The 26,384-nt window shown below is 73.3% G+C and carries 23 protein-coding genes, 5 tRNA genes and 1 riboswitch; of the genes, 6 read left to right on the forward strand and 22 right to left on the reverse strand.

The genetic code is table 11. The features are described 5' to 3' along the window. From QK442_RS16150 to QK442_RS16185, 8 genes are all read right to left on the reverse strand, one after another. Complete coding sequence (locus QK442_RS16150; protein WP_282694641.1) at positions 1–1,224, reverse strand: M23 family metallopeptidase; 1,224 nt, start codon at positions 1,222–1,224, stop codon at positions 1–3. Between the two features lie 11 nt (positions 1,225–1,235). Continuing rightward, a riboswitch (cyclic di-AMP (ydaO/yuaA leader) is annotated at positions 1,236–1,387 on the reverse strand. A gap of 244 nt (positions 1,388–1,631) precedes the next feature. Continuing rightward, positions 1,632–2,738 (reverse strand): PP2C family protein-serine/threonine phosphatase, encoded by a 1,107-nt coding sequence (locus QK442_RS16155; protein ID WP_282694778.1) that lies wholly within the window; start codon positions 2,736–2,738, stop codon positions 1,632–1,634. Positions 2,739–3,023: 285 nt separating this feature from the next. After that, positions 3,024–4,241: an MFS transporter gene (locus QK442_RS16160; protein WP_282694642.1), complete on the reverse strand. Its 1,218-nt coding sequence runs from the start codon at positions 4,239–4,241 to the stop codon at positions 3,024–3,026. Further along, complete coding sequence (locus QK442_RS16165) at positions 4,238–5,284, reverse strand: PLP-dependent cysteine synthase family protein (RefSeq protein WP_282694643.1); 1,047 nt, start codon at positions 5,282–5,284, stop codon at positions 4,238–4,240. Before QK442_RS16165 ends, QK442_RS16160 begins: the two co-directional genes overlap by 4 nt. A gap of 91 nt (positions 5,285–5,375) precedes the next feature. Continuing rightward, complete coding sequence (locus QK442_RS16170) at positions 5,376–5,735, reverse strand: hypothetical protein (protein WP_282694644.1); 360 nt, start codon at positions 5,733–5,735, stop codon at positions 5,376–5,378. A 252-nt stretch (positions 5,736–5,987) separates the two neighbouring features. Then, a complete protein-coding gene (locus QK442_RS16175; RefSeq protein ID WP_282694645.1) occupies positions 5,988–6,728 on the reverse strand; it encodes a MerR family transcriptional regulator in 741 nt (246 codons plus the stop codon). Between the two features lie 112 nt (positions 6,729–6,840). Further along, positions 6,841–6,914, reverse strand: a tRNA-Met gene (locus tag QK442_RS16180). Between the two features lie 75 nt (positions 6,915–6,989). Beyond that, entirely contained in the window at positions 6,990–7,484 is a 495-nt protein-coding gene (locus tag QK442_RS16185; protein WP_282694646.1) for a rhodanese-like domain-containing protein, read from the reverse strand. Between the two features lie 236 nt (positions 7,485–7,720). On the opposite strand from QK442_RS16185, the gene QK442_RS16190 reads away from it, so the two are divergent. Next, complete coding sequence (locus tag QK442_RS16190; RefSeq protein ID WP_282694647.1) at positions 7,721–8,680, forward strand: sigma-70 family RNA polymerase sigma factor; 960 nt, start codon at positions 7,721–7,723, stop codon at positions 8,678–8,680. Positions 8,681–8,778: 98 nt separating this feature from the next. Here the strand turns inward: QK442_RS16190 and QK442_RS16195 are convergent, their stop codons facing one another. The 8 genes from QK442_RS16195 to QK442_RS16230 form a co-directional block, all read right to left on the reverse strand. Then, entirely contained in the window at positions 8,779–9,474 is a 696-nt protein-coding gene (locus QK442_RS16195; protein WP_282694648.1) for a phosphatase PAP2 family protein, read from the reverse strand. Beyond that, positions 9,471–10,871 carry a diacylglycerol kinase family protein gene (locus QK442_RS16200; RefSeq protein WP_282694649.1) on the reverse strand — a complete coding sequence of 467 codons (1,401 nt, stop codon included), beginning with the start codon at positions 10,869–10,871 and terminating at the stop codon, positions 9,471–9,473. Before QK442_RS16200 ends, QK442_RS16195 begins: the two co-directional genes overlap by 4 nt. A 378-nt stretch (positions 10,872–11,249) precedes the next feature. Next, entirely contained in the window at positions 11,250–11,906 is a 657-nt protein-coding gene (locus tag QK442_RS16205; RefSeq protein WP_282694650.1) for a contact-dependent growth inhibition system immunity protein, read from the reverse strand. 13 nt (positions 11,907–11,919) lie between these two features. Further along, positions 11,920–12,219: an RNase A-like domain-containing protein gene (locus QK442_RS16210; RefSeq protein WP_282694651.1), complete on the reverse strand. Its 300-nt coding sequence runs from the start codon at positions 12,217–12,219 to the stop codon at positions 11,920–11,922. 41 nt (positions 12,220–12,260) lie between these two features. Further along, positions 12,261–12,824: a hypothetical protein gene (locus tag QK442_RS16215; protein WP_282694652.1), complete on the reverse strand. Its 564-nt coding sequence runs from the start codon at positions 12,822–12,824 to the stop codon at positions 12,261–12,263. A gap of 27 nt (positions 12,825–12,851) precedes the next feature. Further along, the gene (locus QK442_RS16220) at positions 12,852–14,618 is read right to left on the reverse strand and encodes an RNase A-like domain-containing protein (RefSeq protein WP_282694653.1); all 1,767 of its coding nucleotides are present in this window, start codon (positions 14,616–14,618) and stop codon (positions 12,852–12,854) included. Further along, entirely contained in the window at positions 14,618–14,923 is a 306-nt protein-coding gene (locus tag QK442_RS16225; protein ID WP_189949071.1) for a WXG100 family type VII secretion target, read from the reverse strand. Before QK442_RS16225 ends, QK442_RS16220 begins: the two co-directional genes overlap by 1 nt. A gap of 19 nt (positions 14,924–14,942) precedes the next feature. Beyond that, positions 14,943–15,344 (reverse strand): WXG100 family type VII secretion target, encoded by a 402-nt coding sequence (locus QK442_RS16230; protein WP_282694654.1) that lies wholly within the window; start codon positions 15,342–15,344, stop codon positions 14,943–14,945. Positions 15,345–15,703: 359 nt separating this feature from the next. Here QK442_RS16230 and QK442_RS16235 point away from each other — a divergent pair, with 359 nt between their 5' ends. Next, positions 15,704–16,138 carry an integrase core domain-containing protein gene (locus tag QK442_RS16235; protein WP_282694655.1) on the forward strand — a complete coding sequence of 145 codons (435 nt, stop codon included), beginning with the start codon at positions 15,704–15,706 and terminating at the stop codon, positions 16,136–16,138. 737 nt (positions 16,139–16,875) lie between these two features. On the opposite strand, the gene QK442_RS16240 is transcribed toward QK442_RS16235, so the two are convergent. The 4 genes from QK442_RS16240 to QK442_RS16255 all read right to left on the reverse strand — a co-directional run bounded on the left by QK442_RS16240 (position 16,876) and on the right by QK442_RS16255 (position 23,612). Beyond that, positions 16,876–16,948 (reverse strand) — tRNA-Lys (locus QK442_RS16240). Between the two features lie 100 nt (positions 16,949–17,048). Further along, on the reverse strand, positions 17,049–20,204 hold the full coding sequence (locus QK442_RS16245) for a VCBS repeat-containing protein (RefSeq protein ID WP_282694656.1): 3,156 nt from the start codon (positions 20,202–20,204) through the stop codon (positions 17,049–17,051). Between the two features lie 176 nt (positions 20,205–20,380). Next, positions 20,381–22,651, reverse strand: a complete 2,271-nt coding sequence (locus QK442_RS16250; RefSeq protein WP_282694657.1) for a DEAD/DEAH box helicase — start codon at positions 22,649–22,651, stop codon at positions 20,381–20,383. A gap of 199 nt (positions 22,652–22,850) precedes the next feature. Next, complete coding sequence (locus QK442_RS16255; protein ID WP_282694658.1) at positions 22,851–23,612, reverse strand: hypothetical protein; 762 nt, start codon at positions 23,610–23,612, stop codon at positions 22,851–22,853. A 170-nt stretch (positions 23,613–23,782) separates the two neighbouring features. Between QK442_RS16255 and QK442_RS16260 the strand changes: the two genes are divergently transcribed. From QK442_RS16260 to QK442_RS16275, 4 genes are all read left to right on the forward strand, one after another. Further along, positions 23,783–24,133 carry a metallopeptidase family protein gene (locus QK442_RS16260; RefSeq protein ID WP_282694659.1) on the forward strand — a complete coding sequence of 117 codons (351 nt, stop codon included), beginning with the start codon at positions 23,783–23,785 and terminating at the stop codon, positions 24,131–24,133. 207 nt (positions 24,134–24,340) lie between these two features. Next, positions 24,341–24,413: transfer RNA gene (locus QK442_RS16265), tRNA-Glu, on the forward strand. Between the two features lie 37 nt (positions 24,414–24,450). After that, positions 24,451–24,524 (forward strand) — tRNA-Asp (locus QK442_RS16270). A gap of 22 nt (positions 24,525–24,546) precedes the next feature. Then, positions 24,547–24,620 (forward strand) — tRNA-Phe (locus tag QK442_RS16275). 38 nt (positions 24,621–24,658) lie between these two features. Here the strand turns inward: QK442_RS16275 and QK442_RS16280 are convergent. Then, the gene (locus QK442_RS16280; protein ID WP_282694660.1) at positions 24,659–25,483 is read right to left on the reverse strand and encodes a cytochrome c biogenesis CcdA family protein; all 825 of its coding nucleotides are present in this window, start codon (positions 25,481–25,483) and stop codon (positions 24,659–24,661) included. Beyond that, positions 25,480–26,235, reverse strand: coding sequence for a thioredoxin domain-containing protein (locus QK442_RS16285; RefSeq protein WP_282694661.1), 756 nt, complete (start codon positions 26,233–26,235; stop codon positions 25,480–25,482). The genes QK442_RS16280 and QK442_RS16285 overlap by 4 nt, the downstream gene beginning before the upstream one ends. Positions 26,236–26,384: the final 149 nt, after the last annotated feature.

Consider the following 26,384-nt stretch of genomic DNA (forward strand, 5'->3'; position numbering starts at 1 on the left):
TCAGACCGTCAGGCCCTTGGAGCGCAGCCACTCCGCCGGGTCGATGCCCGAGCCGTCGGGGGTGTGGACCTCCAGGTGGAGGTGGGGCCCCGTCACGTTGCCGGTGGCGCCGACGCGGCCGATGGTCTCGCCGGTGGTGACGGTCTGGCCCGCGGCGACGGTCATCGAGGAGAGGTGGCAGTACCAGATCTCGGTGCCGTCCTCCAGCCGCAGGACGATCCGGTAGCCGTACGAGCCGGACCAGCCGGCCGAGGTGATGGTGCCGCCGTGCACCGCCTTGAGCGGGGTGCCGGTGGGGGCGGCGAAGTCGAGGCCGGTGTGGTAGCCGGAGGACCACATCGAACCGGACTGCATGTAGGTCGAGGTGAGCGTGTACGAGGAGAGCGGCATGGAGTAGCTGGCGGCCAGCTGGGCGAGCCGCTCGGCCTCCGCCTTCTCGGCGGCGATCCGCTCCGCCTCGGCCTTCTCCGCGGCGAGCCGCTCCGCCTCCGCCTTGGCCTCGGCCTCCGCCTTGGCCTTCGCTTCCGCCTCGGCCTTGGCCGCGGCCTCCGCGGCGGCCTTCGCCGCGTCCTCCGCGGCCTTCTCGGCGGCCAGCTTCTCCGCGGCCTCCTTCTCGGCGTCGACGGCGGCCTGCTGCTGCTGTTCGGCCTGCTGGAGGATGCGGGCGCGCAGGGCCTCGCCGGCGTCGGCGGTGGAGGCGGTGCGCTCCTCGGCGGCGGTGGAGGCGGTGGTGTCGGCCGGGGCGGTGTACGTGACCGAGGTCAGCGGCTTCGCGGCGGCTCCGCCCGCCGGGGCCGGCGCGGAGTCCCGTACCGGGGTGGTCTTCTCGTCGCCGCCGGGGATGAGGTCGCCGACGCCGGGGAGGTCGTGGACGTCCGGCAGGCCGAGGTCGGGGAGGTCCGGCAGGGAGATCGCGACCGGGGCCTTCTCCTGCGCGGTGGCGAGGCCGCCGGCGCCGACGGCGGCGATGACACCGACGCCGAGGACGGTGGAGGAACGGGCGAAGTTGGAGCGCTGCTTCACGACCCGGTGCCGGCCGCCGGAACGGCTCTCGGCGCGCAGGGAGCCCTCGGTGGGGTTCCACTCGCCGGGCGCGGGGGTGAAGGAGGCGGTCTCGGACGCGTACGCGCCCGGCACCGCGCCGGCCGGGTCGTCCGCTCCGACGGCACCCGGGCCGCCGAAGGGCTCGAAGGGGGCTCCGGGTACGGGGGTGTTGGACGCCACGGAGGCGCGCTCCTTTCCTTCCTTCTCGCCTACCGGGTTAGCTGACGGGTTCGGAGCAGGAAGGTCTCCTACGGGCGTCTTCGCACGGGGGAGGTGCGAGGGGCCCGATTCACCCCAAGGGATGGTTCCCCGGTTCCCTTTCGGGATTCGGCACGTGCGCACGGAGCCGTCTCTTGCGACGGCTGGGACGACCGCGCTGCGTTATCGAACGTTAATAGACACGGCACTCCGATTCCAAGCCGTTCCCCTTGATCATTCATCGAATTGGCAGGGAATCGCCCGAGTTGAGCCCCCCTCAGTACGCCCCGACCAAACCTCGGAGACCTGACGTTATGTCAATTGTTATCGCTGTGACACCTCGTGAGCACGGACGGTGACGGGGGCGGTGAACGAGGCGGGAGCGGGACTCAGCCGTGCGGCGGTGCCGGCGGCACCACCGGCATCGTCCGCCGCCGTTCCGGCGCCCCGGCCACCGGCCGGGTCACCGCGAGCAGCGCCATGTCGTCGGTCGAACCGCCGCCCGTGTGCCGCCGTACGTCGTCCACGAGCGCGTCGAGCAGCTCCTCGGGGCCCGGGAAGACCGCCCCGGCGAGCCGGGCCGCCGGATCGTAGAAGACGCCGTACGCGTCCCGCGCCTCCGTCACGCCGTCCGTGAAGAAGAGCAGGGTCGAGCCCGGCGGGTACGGCCGCTCGTCGGCCCGGTCCGGCCAGACGGCCAGCTCGCCCATGCCGAGCGGCAGCGCCGGTTCGGCCGGTTCGACCGCCTCCAGGCGCCCGTCCCCGTACAGCAGCAGCGGCGGCGGATGCCCCCGGTTCACAAGGCGGATGCTCCCGCCCTCGCGCGGGATCTCGGCGAGCACCGCCGTGGTGAACCCCTCGAAGGCGTCGAGCCCTTCCCTCCGCGCCCCCTCACGCGTGAGCGCCCGTTCCAGGCGCAGCGCCACCCCCTCCAGGGTCGCCTCCTGCTCGGCCGCCTCCCGGAAGGCGCCGATGACCACGGCCACCACCTCCACCGCCTCCATCCCCTTGCCGCGCACGTCCCCCACCACGAGCCGCACCCCGTGCGGGGTGTCCTGCACCGCGAACAGGTCCCCGCCGATGAACGCGTCGGCCTGCGCCGCCTCGTACCGCGCCGCGCACTGGAGCCCGGCGATCCGCTCCGCCGGCATGGGTAGCACCGCCCGCTGCGCCGCCTCCGCGATCACCCGCGCCGACGCGAGGCGCTCCCCGCTGCGCCGCACCACCAGGTTGATCACCATCGCCAGGGCGGAGACGGTCACCACGGTCAGGGTCTCGGTGAGCGGGGGCGCCTCGTCGAGCGTGCGCTCGTACGCGTGGAGCCCGACGGAGGCCAGGACCGCCGCGATCCCGGTCAGCAGGGTGACGAGCCGGGAGAAGAACGGGGCGGCGACCAGCGGGGCGGCGGCGAAGAGCGGCGCGGCGGTGTACGGGGCCGGCGCCGCCAGGTCGAGGACGATCCCGCCCGCGATGAGCAGCGGCGGCAGCGCCCGCAGGAGCCTTCGAACGCCCTGGTACGGGACGGGCGGGACCTGCGGCTCACCCCCGTACCGCCCGTTCGGCCCGTCACGGCGCGCGCCGGAGCGGACGGTACGGCCCCCGGGCCGTCCGCCGCCTGCCGCTCCCCGAGGGTGCGCCACCTGTGTACTCCTGACCGGTCCACCGTCCGCCGGGCCGTGCGCCCCGGCCCGGGACCCACGACCGCACACCTTCCAGGGTCCCCGGCCGGGCGCCGGACGGCGACCGGCGGGGGACCGACCGGCGTACCCACGGGTGGCGGCCTACTCGGTCCGCAGGCGGCCTCCCCTCCCCAGCGCCCCGACCGCCGCCGCGCAGGCGAGGCCGACCCCGGCCAGGGCGAGCCACGGCACCGCCGTCCACCCCGTGACGTCGAGCAGCACGCCCGTGCCCAGGTTCCCGAGGGTGATGCCGATCCCGCACACCGTGTTGTAGAGCCCGTAGTGGGTGGCCACCCAGCGCCCCCGGGAGAGGGCGACGACGGTGTCCATCTCGTACGGGTAGAGCACCGCGTTCGCCACCGCCAGGACGGCCGCGCACAGCAGCAGCGCGGGCGCGCCCCGGCCGAGCCCGGCCGGCAGCAGGAAGGCGCCGCCCATCAGCGCGAGCCCGGCGACGAGGCTCCGCTCGCGGGAGAGCCGGGCCGCGCACCAGGCGGTGATCCGCAGCTGCCCGGCGAGCGCGACGAGCGCGGAGACGACGAAGAGCGCGGTCGTCACGCCCGTGCCGCCCGCCGCGAGCGGCAGCGCCAGGTAGACCTGGAAGGACAGCACGTACGAGCCGGTCATGGCGAGCGAGAAGAGCCAGAAGACGCGGTTGCCGAGGACGGTACGGAACTGGCCCCGGGTCCCGCTCTCCCGCGGCTCCGGCCGCCCGCCGCCCGCCGCGGCGGGCAGGTGCCGCAGCTGGACCAGGGTCAGGCCCAGGAAGAGCAGGGCCGCGGTCACGCACGTCAGCCGGAACGACACCCCGGTGAGCGCCACCCCGATCAGCGGGCCGAGCAGGATGCCGGCCTGGTAGTAGGCGTTGAACAGGGCGAACGCCTCCACCCTGCGTTCCTCCCCCGCCTCCGCCGCCAGGCACGCGCGCACGGCGGGGTTGAAGAGCGCGCCCGCGAGGCCGGTGGCGAGGGAGGCGGCGATCAGGACGGGCAGCGACTGGGCGAACGCGAGCGCGCCGAAGCCGGCGGTCCGCAGCGCGCAGCCGGCCACGATGAGCGGCTTGAAGCCGAGCCGGTCGGCGAGCGCCCCGCCGACGAGGAACATGCCCTGCTGGGAGAGGTTCCGGACGCCGAGGACGAGCCCGACCGACCAGGCCGCCATCCCGAGCCCGTCGGCCAGGTGGGCGGCCAGGTAGGGCATCAGCATGTAGAAGCCGAGGTTGATGGTGAGCTGGTTGAGGAAGAGCAGCCGGACGGAGGGCCCGAAGGTACGGCTCCGCTTCCAGACGCCGCCCCGGGGCGGTGCGGTGGTGGTGCTCAACGGGCCGCCTCCGACGCGCGGTCCAGAACCCGCCGGGTCCACTCCTCGACCCCCTCCGGGCCCCGGTACTCGGCCGGTTCGTCGCGTACGGGTCCGTCGAGGAGGCCGTGGGCGGCGCAGTACTCGTCGTTGAAGACGGTGTCGAAGTAGCGCTGGGGGCCGTCGGGGAAGACGGCCACGATCCGGGTGCCACGCGGGCGCGTGCGGGCCAGCCAGCCGGCGACGAGCGCGACCGCGCCGACGCTCCAGCCGCCGGTGGCGAACTGGCGGGCGGCGAGCCTGCGGGCGGAGCGGACGGCCTCCGCCGGGGCCACCCAGTGGACCTCGTCGAAGGCCGCGTGGTCGACGTTGGCCGGATGGATGGAGGAGCCGAGCCCGCGCATCAGCCGCTCCCCCGCGGGCAGGCCGAAGACGGTGGAGCGGATCGAGTCGACGCCGACGAGCTCCAGGGCGGGGCTGCTGGTGGCCCGCAGCGCGCGGGCGATGCCGGCGGAGTGGCCGCCGGTGCCGACCGCGCAGACGAGCACGTCGATCCGGTCGAGCCGGCCGGACAGTTCGGCGGCGAGCCCCGCGTAGGCGGCGGGGTTGTCCGGGTTGCCGTACTGGTCGGGCCACCAGGAGCCGTCGAGACGGCCGAGGAGCTCGGCGACCCGGTCCTTGCGGGCCTGCTGCCAGCCGCCGCGCGGATGGGGCTCGGTGACGACGTGGACGGTGGCGCCGTGGGCGGTGAGCATCCGCTCGACGATCGGTTCGAGACCGGGGTCGGTGACGACGTGCACGGGGTGGCCGTGGAGCACCCCGGCGAGCGCGAGCCCGAGGCCGAGGGTGCCGGAGGTCGACTCGACGATGGGCGCGCCGGGCCGCAGATCGCCCCGGCGGCGGGCCTCCTCGACCATGTGGAGGGCCGCGCGGTCCTTGATGCCGCCGGAGTTGAAGCCTTCGAGCTTGGCCCAGTAGCCGTCGTCGGTCCACAGCACGGGGGTGTCGCCGACGGTCGGGTGCGGGCGCGGGGGCGCGTACGGGGGCGGGGGAGCGGCATGCATGGGTGTGGGTCCGTCCTCGGAGGTCGGGAGGGGTGGGATGTGCCGGAGAAGGCGGCTCGGCCGTCGCCGGGCGGCGACGGCGGTGGCCGCTTCAGTTCCGGTCCACTCCGAGGGCGATGAGGAGCCGTCCGGGCTCGGGGCAGGGCCCCGCGCGCGTGCGGGCGTGCCGCAGGTCGGCCGAGGGCGGCAGCGGGGTGGCGGGCCCGGGGGCGGTGACCGTGCCGGGGCCCGGCGGGTCGAGCTGCGGGGCGGCCGCCGTCTGCGCGGGGACCGGCAGCTCGGCGGCGTGGCCCGCCCCGTCCTGTCCGCAGCCGTGCGGCCCGGCCCCGTGGGCGGGCCCGGCGACGGCGACGGCCGCGCCGGTGGCCGCGTGCCCGGGCGCGGCCCGCTCCGCGTGGCCCGGCGCCCCGTGGCAGAGGCCGGCGGAGAACGCGAGGAGCGGAAGGAGCACGAGGAGGAGCAGGAGGACGGGCGCCCGTCCTCCTGCTCCTCCTCGTCCGCCCGTCACGACCGCGTCACACATAGCGGTCGCAACGCTACGTTCCGCGTTCACGCCCGCGCAAAGAGGCGGGCGTGGAGCGGCATGGTTTCGGCCGGTGCTTACTTCGGGCGGCTGGCACGCACTTCGGGCAGCCGGTGCTCACTGGCGGCCGGTGCTCACTGGCGGCCGGTGCTCACTTCGGGCGCGGGGCCGTCCGCGGGGTCACAGGTTCCGCTCGGCCCACACGGCCAGGGCGTCGCGCACCAGGACGGCCGTGCCCTCGCCGTGCCGGTCGTAGTTCTTGGTGAACCTGGGGTCGTCCACGTACATCTGGCCGAGCCCGATCAGGTACTCCTTCGTCGGCCGCGTGGTGAGGGACAGCCACTCGTACTGGCGGCGGGCCAGGGCCTGCACCTCGTCGCTGTCCGCCGCGAGGCCCGCGGCGGCGGCGGCGCCGAAGTCGCGGGCGATGCCGGCCTGCGTCTCCATGAACTCCTTCTTCTCGGCGTCGCTGAGCGAGCGCCACCAGCGGTCGCCCTGCTCGTAGGCCTCGCGGCCCCACCGTTCGGTGACCTCCGCCTCGTACCGCGTGTGGTCGAAGCCGTCGAAGACTTCCTCGGCCATGAGCCGTTCTCCTCTCTCGGTCTTGTGGAGAGTGGTCCGTACGGCCTCGATCTGCCGCCCGATGCGCTCGCGCTCCTGTTCCAGGAGGGCCAGATGCGTGCGCAGGGCGGCCGAGGTGTCCCGCTGGCCTTCGAGGACCTCGGCGATGGCGGGCAGCGAGAGCCCGAGCTCGCGCAGCAGCAGGATCCGCTGCAGCCGGACGAGCGCCGCCTGGTCGTAGTACCGGTAACCGTTCGTGCCGATCCGGCTCGGCTCCAGCAGCCCCAGCTCGCCGTAGTGGCGCAGCGTGCGGCTGGTGGTGCCGGCCTTCCTGGCGATCTCCTGGATCGACCACTCCATGACGGGAACGGTAGAACTTGACGTTACGTAAAGGTCAACCCGAATCGCGCGGCCCGGGGAACGCCGAAGGCCCGGATCGTACGGAGACGATCCGGGCCTTCGGGCTACTGAGTAGCGGGGACAGGATTTGAACCTGCGACCTCTGGGTTATGAGCCCAGCGAGCTACCGAGCTGCTCCACCCCGCGTCGGTGAACACGACCTTACGGCATGCGCGGCGGAATCCGAAATCGGGTTTCCCGGCGGCTCCCTCGCCGGCTCTCTCAGCAGCCGCAGTCCTCGGCGTCGACGGGCGCCGTCAGCGGGTCCGCGGCGCGCTCCGCCGGGCCCTCCCAGGTCTCGTACGCGAAGCCCTCGCGCACCCAGTACTCGAAGCCGCCGAGCATCTCCTTCACCTGGAAGCCCAGCTCGGCGAGGGCGAGCGCCGCGCGCGTGGCGCCGTTGCAGCCGGGGCCCCAGCAGTAGGTGACGACCGGGACGGCCTTGTCGAGGAGCCGCTCCGCCTGCTCGGGGATGAGCGCGGTGGGGAGGTGGAGGGCGCCGGGGACGTGGCCCTGGTCCCAGGAGGCGGTGGAGCGGGAGTCGAGCACCACGAAGCCGGGGTCGGTGCCGGTGGCGCGGGCGTCGGCGAGGGCCGAGGCCACGTCGGAGACGTCGGCGTGGAAGGCGAGGCTCGCGGAGAAGTAGGCGGCCGCGGCGGCGGGAGAGGCGGGCGGGGTGCGCAGTACGGGGTTGACCCGGGTCTCTGTCGTCGTCATGGTGATCAATCTACGGACGAAGATCATCGTGCTGAAGTGACGTTCCCCGCCGCTCGGGGGCTTCGGCCGGGGAAATCCGGGCGATCGTTCCCGAGCGGCGTGGATCTCACGGGCCGAGACCGCTGGAGGGCGGGCACGCGCGCGTACGGGCGTCCGCGCCCGCCACTCCGCCGTCACACGCACGCGATCCGATCCGTCATGAAGGCAGGACGGGACGCGAAGGGGGAGACCGAGGGATGGACGAGACCACGGCGGGGACCACAGGGGAGACCCGCGGGACGGACGCGGACGCGCTGGCGCGCCGGTTCGACGCCGACCGGGGGCATCTGCGGGCCGTCGCCTACCGGATGCTCGGCTCGCTCGCCGAGGCGGAGGACGCGGTCCAGGAGACCTGGTTCAAGCTCAACCGCACCGACGTGAGCGGGGTCGCCAACCTCACCGGCTGGCTCACCACGGTCATCGGCCGCGTCTGCCTGGACATGCTGCGCTCGCGAGGCTCCCGGCGCGAGGACCCGTTCGACGTCCACGTCCCCGACCCGATCGTGTACGTCCCCGGCGTCGGCGACCCGGAGCACGCCGCCGAGCTGACCGAGTCGGTCGGTCTCGCGCTGCTCGTCGTCCTGGAGACGCTGGCCCCCGCCGAGCGGCTCGCCTTCGTGCTGCACGACATGTTCGCCGTCTCCTTCGACGAGATCGCGCGGATCGTGGACCGTACGCCGGCGGCGACCCGGCAGCTGGCCAGCAGGGCGCGGCGCCGCGTCCAGGACGCCGACCCGGGGCCCGGCCCCGACGCGCGCCGCCAGCGGGAGATCGCCGACGCCTTCCTCGCCGCCTCGCAGGGCGGCGACTTCGAGGGGCTGCTCGCCGTCCTCGACCCGGACGCGGTGCTGCGCGCCGACGGCGGGACGCTGCTCGCCGGCACCTCCAAGCTGGTGCGGGGCGCCGAGGCGATCACCCGGCAGGCCCTCATGTACGCGAGCTTCCGCAAGGCCTCGCTGCGGCTCCTCGTCAACGGCCGTCCGGCCGTCCTGTCGGTCGTCGACGGCAAGCCGTCCTCGCTCCTGGCCTTCACCATCGCCGGCGACCGCATCGTCCAGCTCCACGTCCTGGCCGATCCGGAGCGCCTCGCCGCCCTGGGCATCCCGGCGGAGGCCCTGGCGCTCGCGGTGCACCCGGACGCGGGAGACGCCCGGTGAGCTGACGCGCCGCCAGAAACCCTTACCGGAGGCGCACTTCCTCGTAGTACGCCGCTCCGATGGCCGCGATCGCCGCAGTCCTCACGTACGGCACCTGCTCACAGCGCCCGGATCGTGGAACTCAGGGCGGAGGCAAGGGTCCTGCCGATCCGCAGGCGGTTCGGCAGGGAGGCGCCGACGGCGAGGGAGGCGGCGCCGCTGGCGAGGCCCAGGACGGCGCCGGCGGCCACGTCGCCCGGGTAGTGGACGCCGGTGTGGACGCGGGAGTAGCCGACCGCCGAGGCGAGCAGCCCCAGCGGTACGGCGGCGGGCGGCAGGACCACGCCGGCGGCGGTGGCGAAGGCGACCGCCGAGGCGGTGTGCCCGGACGGGAACGAGGCCGACTCCGGCATCGGCACGTGCCGGCCGACCACCACCCGGGCCGCCTCCCGGTCGGGGCGCGGCCGCCGCACCACCCGCTTGCCGAAGAGGTTGGCGGCGGCCGAGGCGATCGCGATCGCGCCGAGGCCCGCGGCCGCCGCCCGGCGCGGCCGGCCGGGGAAGAGGGCGAGCCCGGCGGCGACGGCGAAGGAGATCTTGGAGTGGTCGGCGGCGTGCGACAGCCGCCGCAGACCCACGTCCAGGGCGGGCGTCGGCGTGGCGGCCACCGCCCCGTACACGGCCCCGTCCACCGCCCGCAGGTCGTGCAGCACGGCCCGGACGGTGGAGACCGCGGCCCGCGGCCGGTCCCGCAGCCGCGCCGGGGCCGCCGCCCGCGCCCCGCCCTCGTCCTCGTACACGCTCCGGTCACTCATGCGCCGCTCCTGTAAGGGTCCTCGTACGGTCCGTCGGAAGAACCGGCCCCGTGGGGGTCCGTCCCGTGGGGGTCCGGGAAGGCGAGCCGGATGATCCGCCGCCAGTCCAACGGCGGGGGCGGCGGAACCACTCCCGGCCGGTCGCGCGGCACCAGCACGCGCAGGGCGCGCGGCCGCACCTCGCAGACGACCGGCGTCGGCAGGACCAGCGCCTCCCCGTCCACGGCCACCGGCATGGTCTTCTCCTCCTTGCGCACCCCGTCGTGGGTGACCCCGCCGTGGACCTCGACGCGGTGCGCGGTCAGGACGCTGAGGGCGGTGGACTGGGCGCCCCGTACCGCCAGTTCGGCGGCCTGCGCCGCCCCGTCCACCCGGACGCCGATCACCCCGAGCCGGCCGCGGTCGAGCCGGAACCGGCGCCCGGCGCCCGCGGTGAACGGATCGGGCGAGGCGTACGGGTTGTTGCTGACGAGGACCGCCTGCTGCCCCGGCAGCGGGGTGGAGTCCGCGGTCGCGTCGAGCCGGTCGCCAAGGCCGCCCTGGAGGAGGTCGGGCAGCGCGTCGAGGATGGTCTCGGCCTTGGCGTCGCGGTACTCCGGCCGCTGCACCACGTCCGCGTACACCCCGAAGGAGACGGTGTTGACGAAGGGACGGCCGGAGACCGTCCCCAGATCGACCCGCAACTCCTCCCCGTCGACGAGCGCGTCCAGACAAGCCGCCGGATCATCCCGATCGAGCCCGAGATCGAGCGCGAAGTGGTTCCGGGTCCCGGCCGAGATCACCAGAAAAGGCAGATCGCACTCCGCGGCGACCGCGGCGACCAGCGCCTGGGTCCCGTCACCGCCCGCGACCCCGAGCAGATCGGCCCCCTCGGCGACGGCCCGCCGGGCGAGCGCGGCGACATCGACGGGCGCGGACGGGTCGAGCAGCACGACCCGCGCCCCCAGCCGCTCCGCCTTCGCCACGAGCCCGAACCGCTCCACCTTCCCGCCCCCGGACTTCGGATTCATGATCAGCACAGGCCGCCGGGGCCGGACGGCGGCCACGGCGGGCGCGGGCGCGTCCACCGCCTCCTCCGGCTTCCGCAGCGCCGCCCGCGCACACCCCAGCGCAGTCCCCCACAACCCGAGCGACGCCAGCGCGAACCCCCACACCCCGCCCACCACGTACAGCACCAGCACCCCGACCGGCGCCCCCACCAGCAGCACCGCCCCCAGCACCCGCACCGCCCCCCGGTGCGCCACGAACCACCACAGCCCCACGGCCGCCGCCGCCAGCCCCACCAGCCCGCTGAACAGCGCGAACAGCCCACCGCCACCCAGCGCGAGCAGCAGCACGACCACCGCCCCCGCCGCCGCGGCCAGCGCCCACCGCGCAAGCCCCCGCGCCGTCCTCACCGCATCACCGTCGTCCCACCACCGCACAACCCCGTCCACCGCCCGACCTCCGCCCCCAGCCTCCCCCACACCCCCGCCACCCACCCGGCGGAAGCACCCGTCGGAGGGAACGACGAAGCGCCCCGGCCCGGGGGTTCCGGGCGGGGCGCTTCGGGCGTCGGTAGGCCGTGTGGGACTCGAACCCACAACCAATGGATTAAAAGTCCTGGCCGGGGCCGGGTGGGTGATGCCGGGCAGTGCCGCCCCGCTCGGGGACGCCTGGTCGGACGGGGTGAACGGTGCCGCGCGATCCGGCCGGAACCAGGCCGTGCCGGAACGTCCGCTCACGCATCGCTCACGCACGGACAGCGCTACGGCCCCCGTCGACGTCGATCTCTGTCAGGTGCTCGACAGCGTCGTTGCCACCGACTGGAACCAGGCGCCGTACGAGAACGGGTCGGGTGGGCCGACCTCCATGCCGAGTTCGGCGGCCGCCAGGGCGTAGTCGCCCTCGTCCAGGGGGAGGGCGAGCAGCTCGTGGAGTTCGCCCACGAGCCGGGCCACCAGCTGGGGGTGGGTCGTGGCGGCGTAGTCGGCGACGGCCGCGTCGTGGTCGGGGAACTCGTCGACGACGTCCTGCGAGAACCAGCCCCCAAGCAGCTGCGCGGTCTCCGGGAAGCGCGCGTGCCACTCCCAGTGCGTCCGGGGCGACGACGGCTCCGGCACGTCGCCCTCCTCGATGCTCCTCTTCAAGTGGTCGGCCAGCACCCCCAGCCAGGCGCCGATCGCGGCCTGCGGCATCCCGGTGTCCGGGATCGCGTAGAACTCGCCCAGCTCGTGCCGGAGGCGGCCCGGAGGGTTGCGGCTGTACGCGCGCAGCTGACGCTCCGCCTCCGCGATCGCCGAGGGACGGGTGTGCCAGGTGTGCCGCAGATAGGCGTCGAGCGCGTCGCTGCGCCGCTCCGGGGTGTCGTCGGCCGGCCGGCCCAGGTACGCCCGCATCACCTGGTCCAGCTCGCCGTAGCGGCGGTCGTGTTCGAGCGGCTTCATGGACATGTGCGTACGGCCCCTACAGGTAGAACGGGACGGTCGTGTGGACGACGAAGCCGTGCGGGCTCGCCGGTTCGCGGCGCAGCACCACGCGCGCCGCGCGGACGTCGACGGGCCCGTGCCCGGCCAGCAGGTCGGCCGCGAGCTGCACCCTGCCCACGGGCTCCTCGCGGGAGGGCCAGGAGGCCTCGATGGTGAGCCGGGCCCGGGTCCCCTGGGCGAGCCAGCGGTGGATCGCCTGCTCGTTGGCGGTCACCACCTGCTGGGTGGCCCAGTGGGCGGTCTCCCGGTCGGGGTAGGAGGCGGAGCGGGTGAGCACGGGGGCATCCTTTCAAACCGCCCGATCGGAGGGCGGGTGGCTCAGTAGTCGGAGAAGTTCCAGAACATGCCGACCTCGGTGTCGGAGACGACGATCAGGCCGTAGTCCTCCGTGTGGACGCTGAGCGGGCTGTACCCCCAGTCCGGCGTCGAGAAGTCGAGCGTGCCGGGGACGCGGCCGGGCCGGGTGACGTTGGTGTGGAAGGTGGCGGCCCCCCCGTACCGCGCGAGGATCGTGCGCGCCATCGCCCGCAGCTCCTCTTCGCTCTCCGTGAAGCGCCTCAGGTTCGACAGGGTGCAGCGGTCGTCCGTGAGGGCCAGGAGCAGGTTCTCGGCGCTGTCCCGGTCGATCTCCTTGAGGCGCGCGGCGATGTACTCCGGGGGGTGGACAGCGAAGGGGTACGTGGGGAACCCCTCGTGCTCCGGGGCCTGTGCCGCGTCGTCGAGACCGGCCCAGCCCCGGGGGTCCGGGACGGACCGGGCCATCAGGGCGATGACGTCGAGGACCCAGTCCTCGTGGCGGCGCGGGCCCGTGGCGTCGTACGGGTACGCGTCCTCGAACAGGTGGCGTACCGCGGCTTCCCAGGAGGCTTGGTCGACGGACATGGGGTGCTGGCCTTTCTCGGCTGGGCGCTAGGGCTTGTAGGGCATCGACGTCATGACGGTGAACGGCGGGGTGCGGCCGCTGTCGTACCGGATCCTCGTGTCGATGCCGTTCACGTCGTATCCCTTGGCGTTCAGACCGCCCTGCTTGTACCCGGACAGCGGATCGTTCGGGTCCACCGGCTGCTTGCTCACGCTGCGTCCGCTGGTCTCGTTGTGGGGGGCCGTCGCGTAGAACGACTTGACGTCGCCGTCCGCCGGCGGCGGCGGCCCCTTGATCCACGCGTCGATCGCGGCCTTGTTCCGGTTCAGGTTGTACTCGGTCAGTTCCTCGGCCCGCCGGTACGTGGGGAAGGCGGAGGCACCGCCGATCCCCGGCTTGCCGTACGGCCAGGCCTGCGTCGGACCGTTCGCCTGCTGATCGCGCAGCCGCTGTGCCAGCTGCTCGTCGGTCTTGCCGACATGCCTGTCGAGGGTGTGGCCGCCCGACGTGTACTCGTTGGCGGCGAGGTTCAGGTCGTAGTTGCCCTGGGAGTCGATCCTCAGCCAGACCTTCGAGTCCTTGAACTCCTCCAGGGCGCGGGCGCCGAAGCCGTGCGCGCGGGCGATGCCGGCCTCGAACTTGGGGGCGCTCAGGTAGGCCTCGTCGAGCTTGCCCTTCAGGGCCTCCATGCGGGCGGTCAGACCGCTCAGCCTGCCGGTGTAGGTGTCGACGATCCGGTTGAGCTTGGCGGTGTCGATGTTCAGGACGGTCTTGACGTCGAAGGACAGGACCAGGCCGACGCCCTTGCCGAGCACGTTCGTGACCGTGCTGAGGACGCTCTTGGGGTCCTTGGGCTTGGCCATGTCCTCGATGATCTCCTTCGCGGCCTTCCACATGGCGCGGTGGAGTTCGCCGGAGACGTCCCGGTTCAGGTCGACCGCGGCTTCCGCGTACTCGCGCAGGATGGTAGCGATGTCGTCGGCGGTGTCCTTCAGGACGGTGAGGACGGGTTCGCTGCCGGTGGGGACGCGGGGCGTGCCGGGGCCGGAGTTGGCGGTCTGCCCCCACTGGTAGCCCTGCCGCTGCTGTCCCCAGGAGGTGGCGCCCCACAGGGCGCTGCAGAAGGTCCGCATGGCGGCTTCCCAGTCGGCCTGCTGGTGGTTGGTGATGGTGCCGACGGCCTGGGTGAGCTGGTCCGCGACGGTGGTGGCCACGACGGAGGCGTTCATCCAGCTGTGGCAGAGGGAGTTGAGGTAGTGCTGCTGCGGGAAGGGGTGGACTTCCGCCACCTTCCCGACCCGGAACACGTGCTTGCACAGCGGCTGGAGGACGTCCCGGACGACCTCCGGGATGCCTTCCATCAGGCTGCGCAGGAAGTCGTCGCCGCCGTCGTCGTCACCCCACTTGATGTCGGGTACGGAGCCGAAGCGTGGGTCCTTGTCGATGACCGCGGGGCGGGGGCGCTGTTCGGCCGTCTTCCCGGGCTTGGGATGGGAGGCGACGTCCGCCTTCGTGTACGCGTTGGCGGTCTCGGTGAAGCCGACGGCGACACCGCCGACACTGAGCACGGAGCGGCCCCAGACCTCCAGCCAGCGGTTACCGATCTTCTTGTACGCCTGCGCGAACCTCTCGGCCTCGGTGCCGGCGCCGCCGGCGTCCGGGTACTTTCCCAGCTCCTCCAGGAGTTGCCTGGCGCCGCGCATCAGGAAGTCCTGCTGCTGGGAGACCCGCCCGGAGACCCTCCAGAGGTCGCTCGGTTTGACGTCGATGGTGCCGGAGCCGCCCGCTGAGGGGGCGGGGACAGGAGTGCCCATCAGGCGCCGCCTCCCCAGGCCTGGAGCACGGACCGGTTGGCGGCGGCGTAGTTGAGGTGTCCCTTGGTCACGACCTCGTGGAGCCACGCCTGCGCGGCCTTCAGGTCGTCGGCCTGGTGGCTCCACTTGTCCAGCTCGTCGACGAACGCCTCGCGGGCCTCACCCTCCCAGGTCACGACGACCTTGGCGACCCGTTCGTACAGTGTGTCCAGCTTCCCGTTGAGGGTGCGGAGGATGTCCTCCAGATCTCCCGAAAGGCGTTGCAGGGTGGCGAAGTCGACGCTGATCCGGTCGTCGTCCGACATGGTGGTGATCCCCCGAGGTTCAGATGTCCATGAGACGGCTCCGCGGCTGCCCGGCGTCTGACGCGGGCACCGGGTCGGGCAGGGTGAGGTCGCCGGCGGCCGCGGCCACGTCCTCGTGCGCCTGCACCTGTCGTATCCGGGCAAGGGTGTCGAGCTCCTGCTCGGTGAAGCCGTCGCGCGAGGCACGTACGGCCGCTTCGAGGAGGACCAGCACCTGGCGGATGCGTACGGCGTCCTCGGCGGCCCCGCGGTGCAGGGAGCGGTACGCGGTGGCAGTGGGCCCCTGCCAGCCTGCGGCGATCCTGTCGACGACCTCGTCCATGGCGCGGACCTGCTGTTCCAGATACCGCTGCATCCCATGGAGATCGTCCGCCAGCTTGGTGAGGCCGTCCTCCGCGACCACCAGATCGGCGTTCCGCATCCTGTCCCCCACTCGCCACACCGCTCGCACACACGTTCCCCCGCGCGGCCGTTCATCCTATAAGGCGGGCTCTGTCGATCATCGGGTGCGGGCTGCACAAAGGCTGGAAAACGACGAAGCCCCAGACCGTGATGTGTGATCGGTTTGGGACCGGCCGCTGTCCCTACTGCGTTGCGTCGCAGTCCCTGCAGCGGCTCACGGCCACCCGCTCAGTGTTGCCCTGCGTTGCGCAGAGCGGATGGGAGGGCGCGAGGCGACGCCACGCTCCGGGTGAAGGGGTGAGCACCCAGCTGGGCTTCACCCCGAACAGTGGACACTTCCGAGAAGCGAATCTTCGGGTTCGTGGAGAGGATGTCCTCATGGGTACTGCGAGGTACTCGGGGGAGTTCAAGCGGGACGCGGTCGCGCTGGTGGAGCCCAGCGGGCGGCGCATCCCTTCAGTGGCGCGGGAGCTGGGTGTCGACCCGGAGTCGCTGCGCCAGTGGGTCGCCCGGGCGCGGGCGGAAGCGGCGGCGTTCGCCGAGGTCTGCCGGGCCCACGGGATACGGCGCTCGATGGGCCGGGTCGGCTCCAGCTACGACAACGCTCTCGCGGAGTCCTTCTTCGCCACCTTGAAGCGTGAACTGCTCTACGGCTCACACTGGCTGACCCGGGCACAGGCCCGCATGGCGGTCTTCGCCTGGATGGCCTGGTACAACCGCAAGCGGCGGCATTCCGCACTGGGCTGCCACAGCCCCATCGACTACGAACAGCACCACGCGGCGAGCGTCGCCAACCTGGACTTGGTCGCATAACAGGCGAGTGTCCACGGAATAGGGCAAAGCCCTCTCCTCCAGAGGCAGGCATGTTGGCTGTTTATCTCCCCCGAGCGGGGGGCGAGCGGCATGCGCGGCCCCATGGGACGAAACAGCCAGCGCCGCCGGGGCGCACGCGCGGCTCGGGCGACACACGACCTGAGGCCCGACCTCTCCGAGATCTCCCGGGTCCGGCCCCAGAAGCGCCTGCGCGCGGACATCGCAACCTGGATGGGGAACCCCTCGAAGGGACCCGGAGGATCCTTCCTCGAAGGTGAGCATCCTTCCGACCCCACCATGGTCCGAGCGATCCTCATGGCCTGGCTCGTGGGGGCACGAGAGCAGATCACCGAGGATCAGGCGCGGGACACCGTCCAGTGGGTGTCGGACAACCTGGGAATCCAGCACGACGACCTTCTCCAGGTTGCAGGGCTCATCGGCCACCCGGACGGATCCAACCTGACCCTGAGCCAGGCAGTGGAGCACTACGGAGGCCCGATGCCCTTCGTCCTCTCCATGGTGCTGCTTTCCGGCGGTCTGGTCGCCACGGTCGGAGACGGGGACCCGAACTGGCTCAAGCAGTTCGACCTGACGTCCTGCACAAATCCGGCCTCTTCCTCGGAGCACCGGCCCGCCCGCTCACGCAAGCACCCCCGAACGACAGAGCGCCCCGACCAGCCGAAACCGGTCGGGGCGCTCCGTAGCAGGTCAGAGGGTCTCCCCTCCCCCACGCTCGGTAGGCCGTGTGGGACTCGAACCCACAACCAATGGATTAAAAGTCCACTGCTCTGCCAATTGAGCTAACGGCCCGTGTGCGAGTACTCCGAGCAGCATAGCCGGACAGGGCCGGGGAACCGATCGGGTATCGCATTCCGCCGTGCCGCGCCCCGCACAGGGGCGCGGCAGGGGATCAGAAGAGGCCGCGGAAGGTGTTCCAGCCGCCGGTGCCGATGAGGGCTCGGGTGGCGTAAAGGCCGTTGCCGCGGCCGGTGTAGGCGTAGAGGCGGCCGGACGTGTCGCGGGCGACGAGGTCGGTGATGCCGTCGCCGGAGAAGTCGCCGGTGCCGAGGACGGCGGAGTAGACCTGCCAGCCGCCGCCGACCCGGACGCGGCTGGTGACCCCGCCGGTGGCGGTGCCGTAGTAGCGCCACAGCACGCCGGAGGAGTCGATGCCGAGGAGGTCGCCGCGGCCGTCGCGGTTGAGGTCGCCGGCGCCGGTGATCTTCGTGTACAGCTTCCAGTTCACGCCGATGCGGACCCGGGACTTGAGCCGGTGGTCGGCGGTGCCGGCGTAGAAGTACATGTCACCGGTGGTGGTCTGGCGCGCGATCAGGTCCGTGTACCCGTCGCCGTCGGCGTCGCCGGGCGAGGTCAGCACGTTGTACTGGCCCCAGCCCGAACCGATGAGGGTGTACGGCGAGGAGGCCGTGACCACCTTGCCGCAGCCCGGCCGGTAGGCGCGCAGTTCGCCGCCCACGCGGGCGAGGACGTCGGCGCAGCCGTCGCCGTTCACGTCGCCGAAGGGGACGAGGAGGGTTCCGGCGGGGAAGGCAGCGCCCGAGCCCGCGATCCGGCCCGACAGCCCGCCGTAGCCGTTGCCCCGGTACATCGAGACGGCTCCGGCGGTGTCCACGGCCAGCAGCTCGGCCTGGGCGTCGTTCCCGGCGAGGTCACGCCAGGCGGGCTGCCCGCCGGTGACCGAGATCCGCCCGGAGAGGAGCAGGTCGCGGCTCTGGCCGTCGGCGGAGGTGACCCGCATCTGCCACACGTACGGCCCGTTCGGCATGGGCTTGCCCGTCGCCGTCCGGCCGTCCCAGGCGACGTCGATCCGGCCGCGGGTCTCGTTCCCCCGGTAGGTGCGGACGGTGTCCCACCGGTACTCGCTGCCGATGATCAGCTCCCAGTACGCGGCGGGCTTGGACAGCGTCCAGGACGCCTTCCAGGACGCCGGCATCCGCACGGCCGTGGGCGCGGACGCGGAGGGCGCGGTCAGGTCCGACGTGGGCACCCCGGGCCACACCACGCGCACCGTCCGGTCGGCGCCCCGGTAGGCCACGGCTCCGCCGAACCGGTCGACGGTCCAGGCCCGTCGGCGCTCGCCGGAGACCGTCTCGGCCCGGGTCAGGTCGAACGGCGTCGTCGCCTTCCCGCCGGAGAAGGGGGTGACCCGCAGGTACGAGCCGCTGCTCTCCTCCACGAGGTAGCCGTCGCCGAGCAGCCCGCCCCGGTAGGCGCCCTTGGGCAGGGCGATGCGGACGGGCGCGGCCGGGTTCTTGAGGTCGAGGACGCCCTGCTTCTCGTACCGGGCGCACGCCCAGTGGAGCCAGCGGCCCGCCGACGCCTGGAGCTCGGTGAGGGGGCAGCCTGCGTTGGTGGCGACCGTGCCGAGGGTCTTGCCGGTGGCCAGGTCCTTGCGGACGACGTCGCCGGTGGCTCCCGCGCCGGTGAAGAGGGTGTTCCCCCACAGGGCGGCCGCCGTCTGCGGCTGGCGCGTGACGATCTTCTGCGCGTCCATGTCGAGGACGAGCGTCTCGCCGCCCGCGACGAGTTCGCCGTACCCGCCGGGGGTGCCGGTCTGGAAGACCGTCCACCGCCCGAAGGCGTCGGCGACCCGGCCGTCCCGGTCCACCGTCACCCGGGTGGTCTGCCCGGTGCCCGCCCCGCTGGTCCGGCGGGAGACGACCGCCCGGGCGGTGTACGGGATCTTCGGGAACGAGACCACCCGGCCGTCACCGGTGTCGAAGAGCGGCGGCTCGTTCCGCTCCGCGCCCTTCTCCGCACCCGCCGGCACCGGCGCCGTCTGGCCCGTGTGGAGCGGGCCGACCGACAGCGAACGGCTGTAGAAGCCCGGCCCCTTCGGGCCGTCGTGCTCCAGCGTGGTGAGCCGGCCCATGCCCAGCGCCAGGGACTCCACCTCGGCCGGCAGCGGCTCCACCCTGCGGAGCTTCTCCAGGACCGGGGGCCCGCCCTTGCCGGGTACGGCCCTGAGGACCGCCCAGTCGGTGGCGGAGGTGCCGCCGGTGACGGCCGCGCCGGACCCGTCCGCGATCTGGGTGATCCGCTCCTCCGCCCCGGCGAGCAGGGTGTGCTGCTCACCGGCCGGGCTCACGGCGACCAGGCGGCGGGTGAGCGCCTGCCCCTGGACCGTCGGCTCGGCCGTGGTCAGGAGCCAGTCGCCGACGAGCCCGATCCGGGTGGCGCTCAGCCCGGCCGGGAGCGGGTAGCTCGTCTCCGGCCCCGTGAGGTCGGCGCGCTGCCGGATGTGGACGGTCCGCCCGGGGTCCACCCACGCGATCCGCTCGGCGCTGACGGCGACGCCCGCGACGAGCACGCCGCCCGCGGCGGTGGGCTCCCCCAGCACCTCCATCCGCCCGGTCGCCAGGTCCACGAGCCCCAGGTACCCCCCGTCCGAGCCCGCCCCCTGCCGGCCGAACCTCAGTACGGCGAGCCCCTCGGCCCCGGCGACGAGCCGCGCCATGTGCGGGTCCGCGTCGGCGGGCCAGCCGGTGACGGCGGTGGACGGGCCGTTCGGGGCGCTCGCGCTCCGCAGGAAGTACCCGCTGGTGGAGCCGTACGAGGTGCCGGGCGCGTACTGCTGGAAGAGCAGCCGGTCGCCGACCAGGCCCCGGTAGCCGCTGTCCTGCGGGACGGTCAGCGCCGTCCGCGTACCCGTCTTCAGGTCGAGGACGGAGGAAGAGCCGTCGCCCTCCTTCCCGTAGGCGTACCGGCCTCCGGTGCCGAACTCCGCGAAGGAGTCGTTCCCGTCGCCGTGCCCCAGGGACCGGCTCTCGCCGGTCGCGAAGTCCGTCCACTCCACCGGTTCCCCGAAGTGCGGGTCGGAGTCCTCGGCTCGGTGCGCGTACCCGCCGGGGCCGACGGCGAGGACCGTCTCCGTGCGGGGCGCGGTCCGCCGGTTGGGCTCGATGTCGACCTGGTCGATGCCGACCACGGGCGCACCGGGCGCGGCGACCGCCCCCGGCGTGAGGCCCGCTCCGGTCACGGCCAGGACGGCGGCGAGCAGGGCGGCGCGCGTACGGGTCCGCCGCGCGGGTGCGGTACGAGACAAGAGGGCCCCTCCCCGGGGTGATCCATCGGTGGTACGACGGGCACCGGACGCGTGCGCGTCGTACGTACCCCTGTACGAGACTGCTCCGGCGGGCCGACGGTTGTACGCCGGACACGACGAACCCCCGTGACATCCGGTGTCACGGGGGTTCGTCGTACGCGTCAGGTCACGCGGGATCAGCCGTTGCGCTTCCAGCGCGGCTTGTCGTCGCGGCGGCCGCCTCCGAAGGAGGAGCCGGACGGGCGGTGGTCGTCGCGGCGGCCGTGCGGGCGGTCGTCGCGGCGGAAGCCGCCCGAGGGACGGTCGTCGCGGCGGTCGCGGTTGAACGGGCGGTCGTTGTCGCGGCGGAAGCCACCGGACGGACGGTCGTCGCGGCGGAAGCCGCCCGAGGGACGGTCGTCACGGCGGTCGCGGTTGAACGACGGACGGTCGTTGTCGCGGCGGAAGCCGCCGGAGGGACGGTCGTCACGGTCGCGGTCGCGGAACGACGGACGGTCGTTGTCGCGGCGGAAACCGCCCGACGGACGGTCGTCGCGGCGGAAGCCGCCGGAGGGACGGTCGTCACGGTCGCGGTCGCGGAACGACGGACGGTCGTTGTCGCGGCGGAAGCCACCCGAGGGACGCTCGTCACGGCGGTCGTCACGACGCTCGTCGCGGCGGAAGCCGCCCGACGGACGGTCGTCACGGTCGCGGTCGCGGAACGACGGACGGTCGTTGTCGCGGCGGAAGCCACCCGAGGGACGCTCGTCACGGCGGTCGTCACGACGCTCGTCGCGGCGGAAGCCACCGGACGGACGGTCGTCACGGCGGAAGCCACCCGACGGGCGGTCGTCACGGCGGTCGCGGTTGAACGACGGGCGGTCGTCGCGGCGGTCGTCGCGACGCTCCTCGCGGCGCTCCTCGCGCTCGGCGGCGGCAGCGGCCGCGGCGACCTCGGCCTCGGCGGCCTCGGTGACGGCGGCGACGGCGGTCTCCGGGTCCTCGCCGCGCTCGCGGGCGGCCTGGGCGACGAGGCGGTCGGCCTCCTCGCGGAGCTCGACGGCGCGGCGCTGGAGGCGCTCCAGGCGGCGGGTGAGGTCGACGACCTCGCGCTCGGCCTGCTTGGCCGAGTTGTTCGCGGAGTCGGCCTGGACCTCGGTCAGCGAACGGGCGCCGGTGATCTCGGCGACCTCGGGGTCGAAGGCGCCGGCGCCGCCGACGATGTGGCGCGAGGCGTCGACGCCCGCGTCCTCCATCAGGCGGAAGATCTGGCGGCGCTGGTGCGGCAGGGCCAGGGAGACCACGACACCGGAGCGGCCGGCGCGGGCGGTGCGGCCCGAGCGGTGCAGGTAGTCCTTGTGGTCGCCGGCCGGGTCCACGTTGAGGACCAGGTCGATGCCGTCGACGTGGATGCCGCGGGCGGCGACGTCGGTGGCGACGAGGACGTTGACGTAACCGTCCTTGAAGTCGGCCAGGGTGCGGGTGCGGGCGCCCTGGGTCATGCCGCCGTGCAGCGCGTCGGCCTTCACGCCGGACTCGCGCAGCTGCTCGGCGACGCGGTCGGCACCGAGCTGGGTGCGGACGAAGATGATCGTCCGGCCCTTGCGGGCGGCGATGGCGGCGGTGACCGGGGCCTTGTCCTTCGGCTTCACGACGAGGACGTGGTGGGTCATGGTCGTGACGGCGCCGGCGGACGGGTCGACCTCGTGGGTGACCGGGTTCACCAGGTAGCGCTTGACCAGGCTGTCGATCTCGTTCTCCAGCGTGGCGGAGAAGAGGAGGCGCTGACCGCCGGTCGGGACCTGGTCGAGCAGCTCGGTGACCTCGGGCAGGAAGCCCAGGTCGGCCATCTGGTCGGCCTCGTCGAGGACGGCGACCTGGACCTGCTCCAGGGAGCAGGCGCCGCGGTTGATGATGTCGCGCAGGCGGCCCGGGGTGGCGACGAGGATGTCGACGCCGCGCTCCAGGGCGTAGATCTGGTTGCCCATCGACGTACCGCCGCAGACGACCTTCATCCGGAGGCCGAGCACGTCGCCGTACGGCTGGAGGGCGTCCGCGACCTGCATCGCGAGCTCGCGGGTCGGGGTGAGGATGACGCCGCGGGGCTTCTTCTTCTCGGTCTGGCCGTCGGCCAGGGTGGCGAGCAGCGGGAGGCCGAAGGAGAGGGTCTTGCCGGAGCCGGTGCGGCCACGGCCGAGGATGTCCTTGCCGGCCAGGGCGTCCGGGATGGTCGCGGCCTGGATCGGGAAGGGGGTGGTCACGCCGTTCTGCGCGAGCTTGCGGACGACGCCCTCGGGCAGACCCAGGTCACCGAAGGTGATCTCGGGGGCCTCGTCGGCCTCGTCGGCCGGGTCGACGGACCCGTCGGTCAGCTCGTCGGTGATCTCTACGTCGTCAGCCAGTTCGACGATCTCGGTGATCTCGTCGTTCTCGGGCATGACGGCACGGTCAGAACTGGAAATGGACATGCGAAATGCGAAACCTTCCGGAGTCTCGGCACGCGCCCGTCAACTCCGTGTTTCGCACAAGACCGCCTCGATGCGGTCAGCCACGGCAAGGGAGAGTACGCGCCAGTCACGGCGCTCTTCGGTCGTGGCGCCGGGCAAATGGGATCAAACGATCTACCACCATACGCACTCCCCCCCGCCTTAGGCAAACCGGCGTAGGTCACACCGGGCTCACCTGCGGCGATGCCACCGGCTCGGTGGGGGCGTCGTCGGTCTCCTCGGCGGTCCCGGCCGCGCGCAGACCACCCATCTGGGTCGAGGGTCCCTCGCTCGGCGGACCGGTCGGGTCGGAGGTCGGCTCGGGCGTGGGTTCGGGCGTCGGCTCCTGGGTCGGCTCCGGCGTCGGCCTCGGAGTGGTCGGCTCGGGCGAGGGCTCCGGCGAGGGGGTGCCGCCGCCACCGCCCGGGGCCCCTCCGGCCTCGCCGCCGGTCCCGGCGCCGCCCCCGGTCCCGCCCGCCTCTCCGTCGCCGCCGTTCCCCCCGGCGTCCCCGGCTCCCCCGGCCGCGCCGCCCGTCCCGCCGGCCCCGCCCGGGGCACCGCCCGTGGGGCGCGTCCGGGGCGGCTGGTGGGTGCCGTCCTTCCCCGGCTCGGGCTCCTCCGCGCCCGCCGAGGCCGAGGAGGAGGCCGAGGCCGAGGCCAAGGCCGACGGCGCATCGCTCGGCACCGGGGACCCGCCGTCCTCGCCCGTCACATCGGGGCCGCCGGACCGGCCGCCCTTCCCGCCACCGAACCCGCCCCCGCCGCCGTCCACGGCCCCGGCACCGCCCTCGGGCTCGGCCGACACGCTCGCGTCCTCCCCGGTCGCCCCCGGCGCCGGCCGGGCCCCCTCGTCGCTCACACTCATACAGCCGCTCAGACCGGCACACGCGGCGACCGCGAGGGCGGCGACGACCCATCGAACGCGGGTGGGCAAATGGCGCACGGGGGCACCTCCAGAACACAAGGGCGGGGAAGGAACGCGTCCCCCTGCCCAACTCCCCAGCCGTCACAAGGGACACGGCGCGACGCCCTCTTGTTCGATCGTGACCTCTCCGGCCCCGGCCCGGCAGCGCGGTCTCCCGCGAAACGCCGCCGCTCACCGAGAATGGCCCTGTGCTGGAGATGACGCGAGAAGTCTTCGAAGAACTGGTGTCCGACGCCCTGGACACGATCCCGCCCGAGCTGACGCGGATCATGGACAACGTGGCGGTCTTCGTCGAGGACGAGCCGCCGGCGGACGACCCTGAGCTTCTGGGGCTCTACGAGGGCACTCCGCTCACCGAGCGCGGCGAGTGGTACGCCGGGGTCCTGCCGGACCGCATCTCGATCTACATGGGGCCGACGCTCCGCATGTGCGAGAGCCCCGACGACGTGGTCCACGAGGTCGCCGTGACCGTGGTCCACGAGGTCGCCCACCACTTCGGCATCGACGACGAGCGGCTCCACGAACTGGGCTGGGGCTGATCCGAACGGACCGCACGCATTCGGTTTTGCCCAGGTCCAGCGGCCGTAGTACAGTCTGCTCGTGCCCAAGGGCGCCGGTCAGGGCTTGACCGTCCGAAGCTCCGCAAGGAGCCGAGGAGAAGCGGAACCCTCCGAGGGGGAAGTGGAGTCACACTGCTTCTCACGTCCCCCGGGACGCACAGACGAAGCAGAGCAGTCCGGCTACACGCCCTCATCGTCTAGTGGCCCAGGACGCCGCCCTTTCAAGGCGGTAGCACGGGTTCGAATCCCGTTGGGGGCACGCAACACCCGTGCGATACTCGTATCGCACACCAGATGGTCCTGTGGAGCAGTTGGTTAGCTCGCCACCCTGTCAAGGTGGAGGTCGCGGGTTCAAGTCCCGTCAGGATCGCCGAGGTCGGAAACGACCTCCTGGCTGGGTAGCTCAGTTGGTACGAGCGATCGCCTGAAAAGCGATAGGTCGCCGGTTCGACCCCGGCCCCAGCCACAGGAAAAGGGCCCCGTCCTCTCGGACGGGGCCCTTCCTCATTCCTGCTGCCGCCCGCGGCTCCGCACCGCGAGGACCGCCGCGACCGCCGCCACGACCCCGGCGAGCAGCGCCCAGTCCGGCACCGCGCGGCCCCACTCCGCGACCCGCTGCTCCACGGCGAAGGAGCCGTCCACCGACAGCGGCCCCGGCAGGGCGGTCGTCCCGTCGAAGACCAGGAACAGCGTGCCCAGGGCCACGAAGAAGAGGCCCGACACCAGCGAGGCCGAGTGCACCTCGAACCGCCCCAGCCGCAGCGGCCGGCCCCGCAGCCAGCGCCGCCGCCCCAGGTCGTACCGCTCCCACAGCAGGGCCAGGACGAACAGCGGCACCGCCATCCCGAGCGCGTACACCGCGAGGAGCAGACCGCCGTACGCCGCGCTGCCGCTCAGCGCCGCCACCGTCAGGACGCTGCCGAGGATCGGGCCCGCGCAGAACCCGGCCAGGCCGTAGACCAGGCCCAGGGCGTACACCGAGAGCGCCGAGCCGGGCCGGATGCGGCCGCTCGCCTCCGACATCCGGCGGGAGGCGAAGCCCAGGCCCAGGACCTGGAGGACGCCGAGCCCGATGATCAGCCAGCCGCCGACGGTGACCAGCAGGTCCCGGTGGCCGTAGAAGAAGCGGCCCGCGAGCGAGCCCGCCGCGCCCAGCGGTACGAGGGTGGTGGCGAGGCCCGCGTAGAGGATCGCGGTCCGCGCCACCAGCTTCGCCCGGTTCTGGAAGGAGTACGCGAAGAAGGCCGGCAGCAGCAGGGCGCTGCACGGGCTGAGGAGGGCGAGGAGCCCGCCGAGGAAGGCGGCGGAGTAGCCGATCCCGGAGGTCACCGCCCGGCCTCCCCCTTGGCGTCCTTCGCCCGCTCCGCCGCCGCCTCGATCGCCTCCGTGAAGGTCTCCAGGGGCTGGGCGCCTGCGATCGGACGGCCGTTGACCAGGAACGACGGGGTGGAGGTGGCGCCGAGCGCGTACCCCTGCTCCTGGTCCTTCCGTACGGCCTCGCGGGCCGCCTCGCTGCCGCTGTCCTTCGCGAACCGGGCCAGGTCGGGCACGCCGGCCTCGGCCGCGAGGGCGCGCAGCCGCTCCTCGCCGAAGCCCTTCTCCTTGGCGCCCTCCGCGTACGCCGCCCGGTGGAACTGCCAGAAGCGGCCCTGCTGCCCGGCCGCCCAGGAGGCCCGCGCGACGGCCTCCGACTCCTCGCCGAAGATCGGGAAGTTCCGCCACTCGATGCGCAGGGTGCCGTTCTCGACGTACTTCTCCACGAGGGCCGGCTCGGTGTCCCGGGCGAACTTCCCGCAGTAGCCGCACTTGAAGTCGGCGTACTCGATCAGGACGACCGGCGCGTCGGCCCGGCCCAGGGCGAGCTTGTCGGAGGCGTCCCGGCGGGCGTACTTCTCCAGCTCCGGGTAGACCCCGGCGGCCGGGTCGGCCGAGACCTCGGCGACGGAGGAGGAACCGGCGGCGGACGGGTCGGCCGGCTTGGTGGCGGTGTACGAGACGAGGCCGAGCAGCACGGCGGCGACGGCCACGCCCGCGACGATCAGGACGGGGCGGGTCTTGGAGGAGGACTGGGGGCTGGACATGGGGTGAACTCTAGACAGGGGTTCGGAACACTCCGTGAGCAAGGGGTTCAAGCCACCCCAATCCGGCCACGGCAGGCTCTCGGGCCGGCTCGGGGCGGACTCGTAAATGGGTTCGCCGCTTCTCCGCCGCAGGTGCGATCCTGGGTTCC

This window comes from Streptomyces sp. CC208A (assembly GCF_030010625.1).
Lineage (GTDB): Bacteria > Actinomycetota > Actinomycetes > Streptomycetales > Streptomycetaceae > Streptomyces.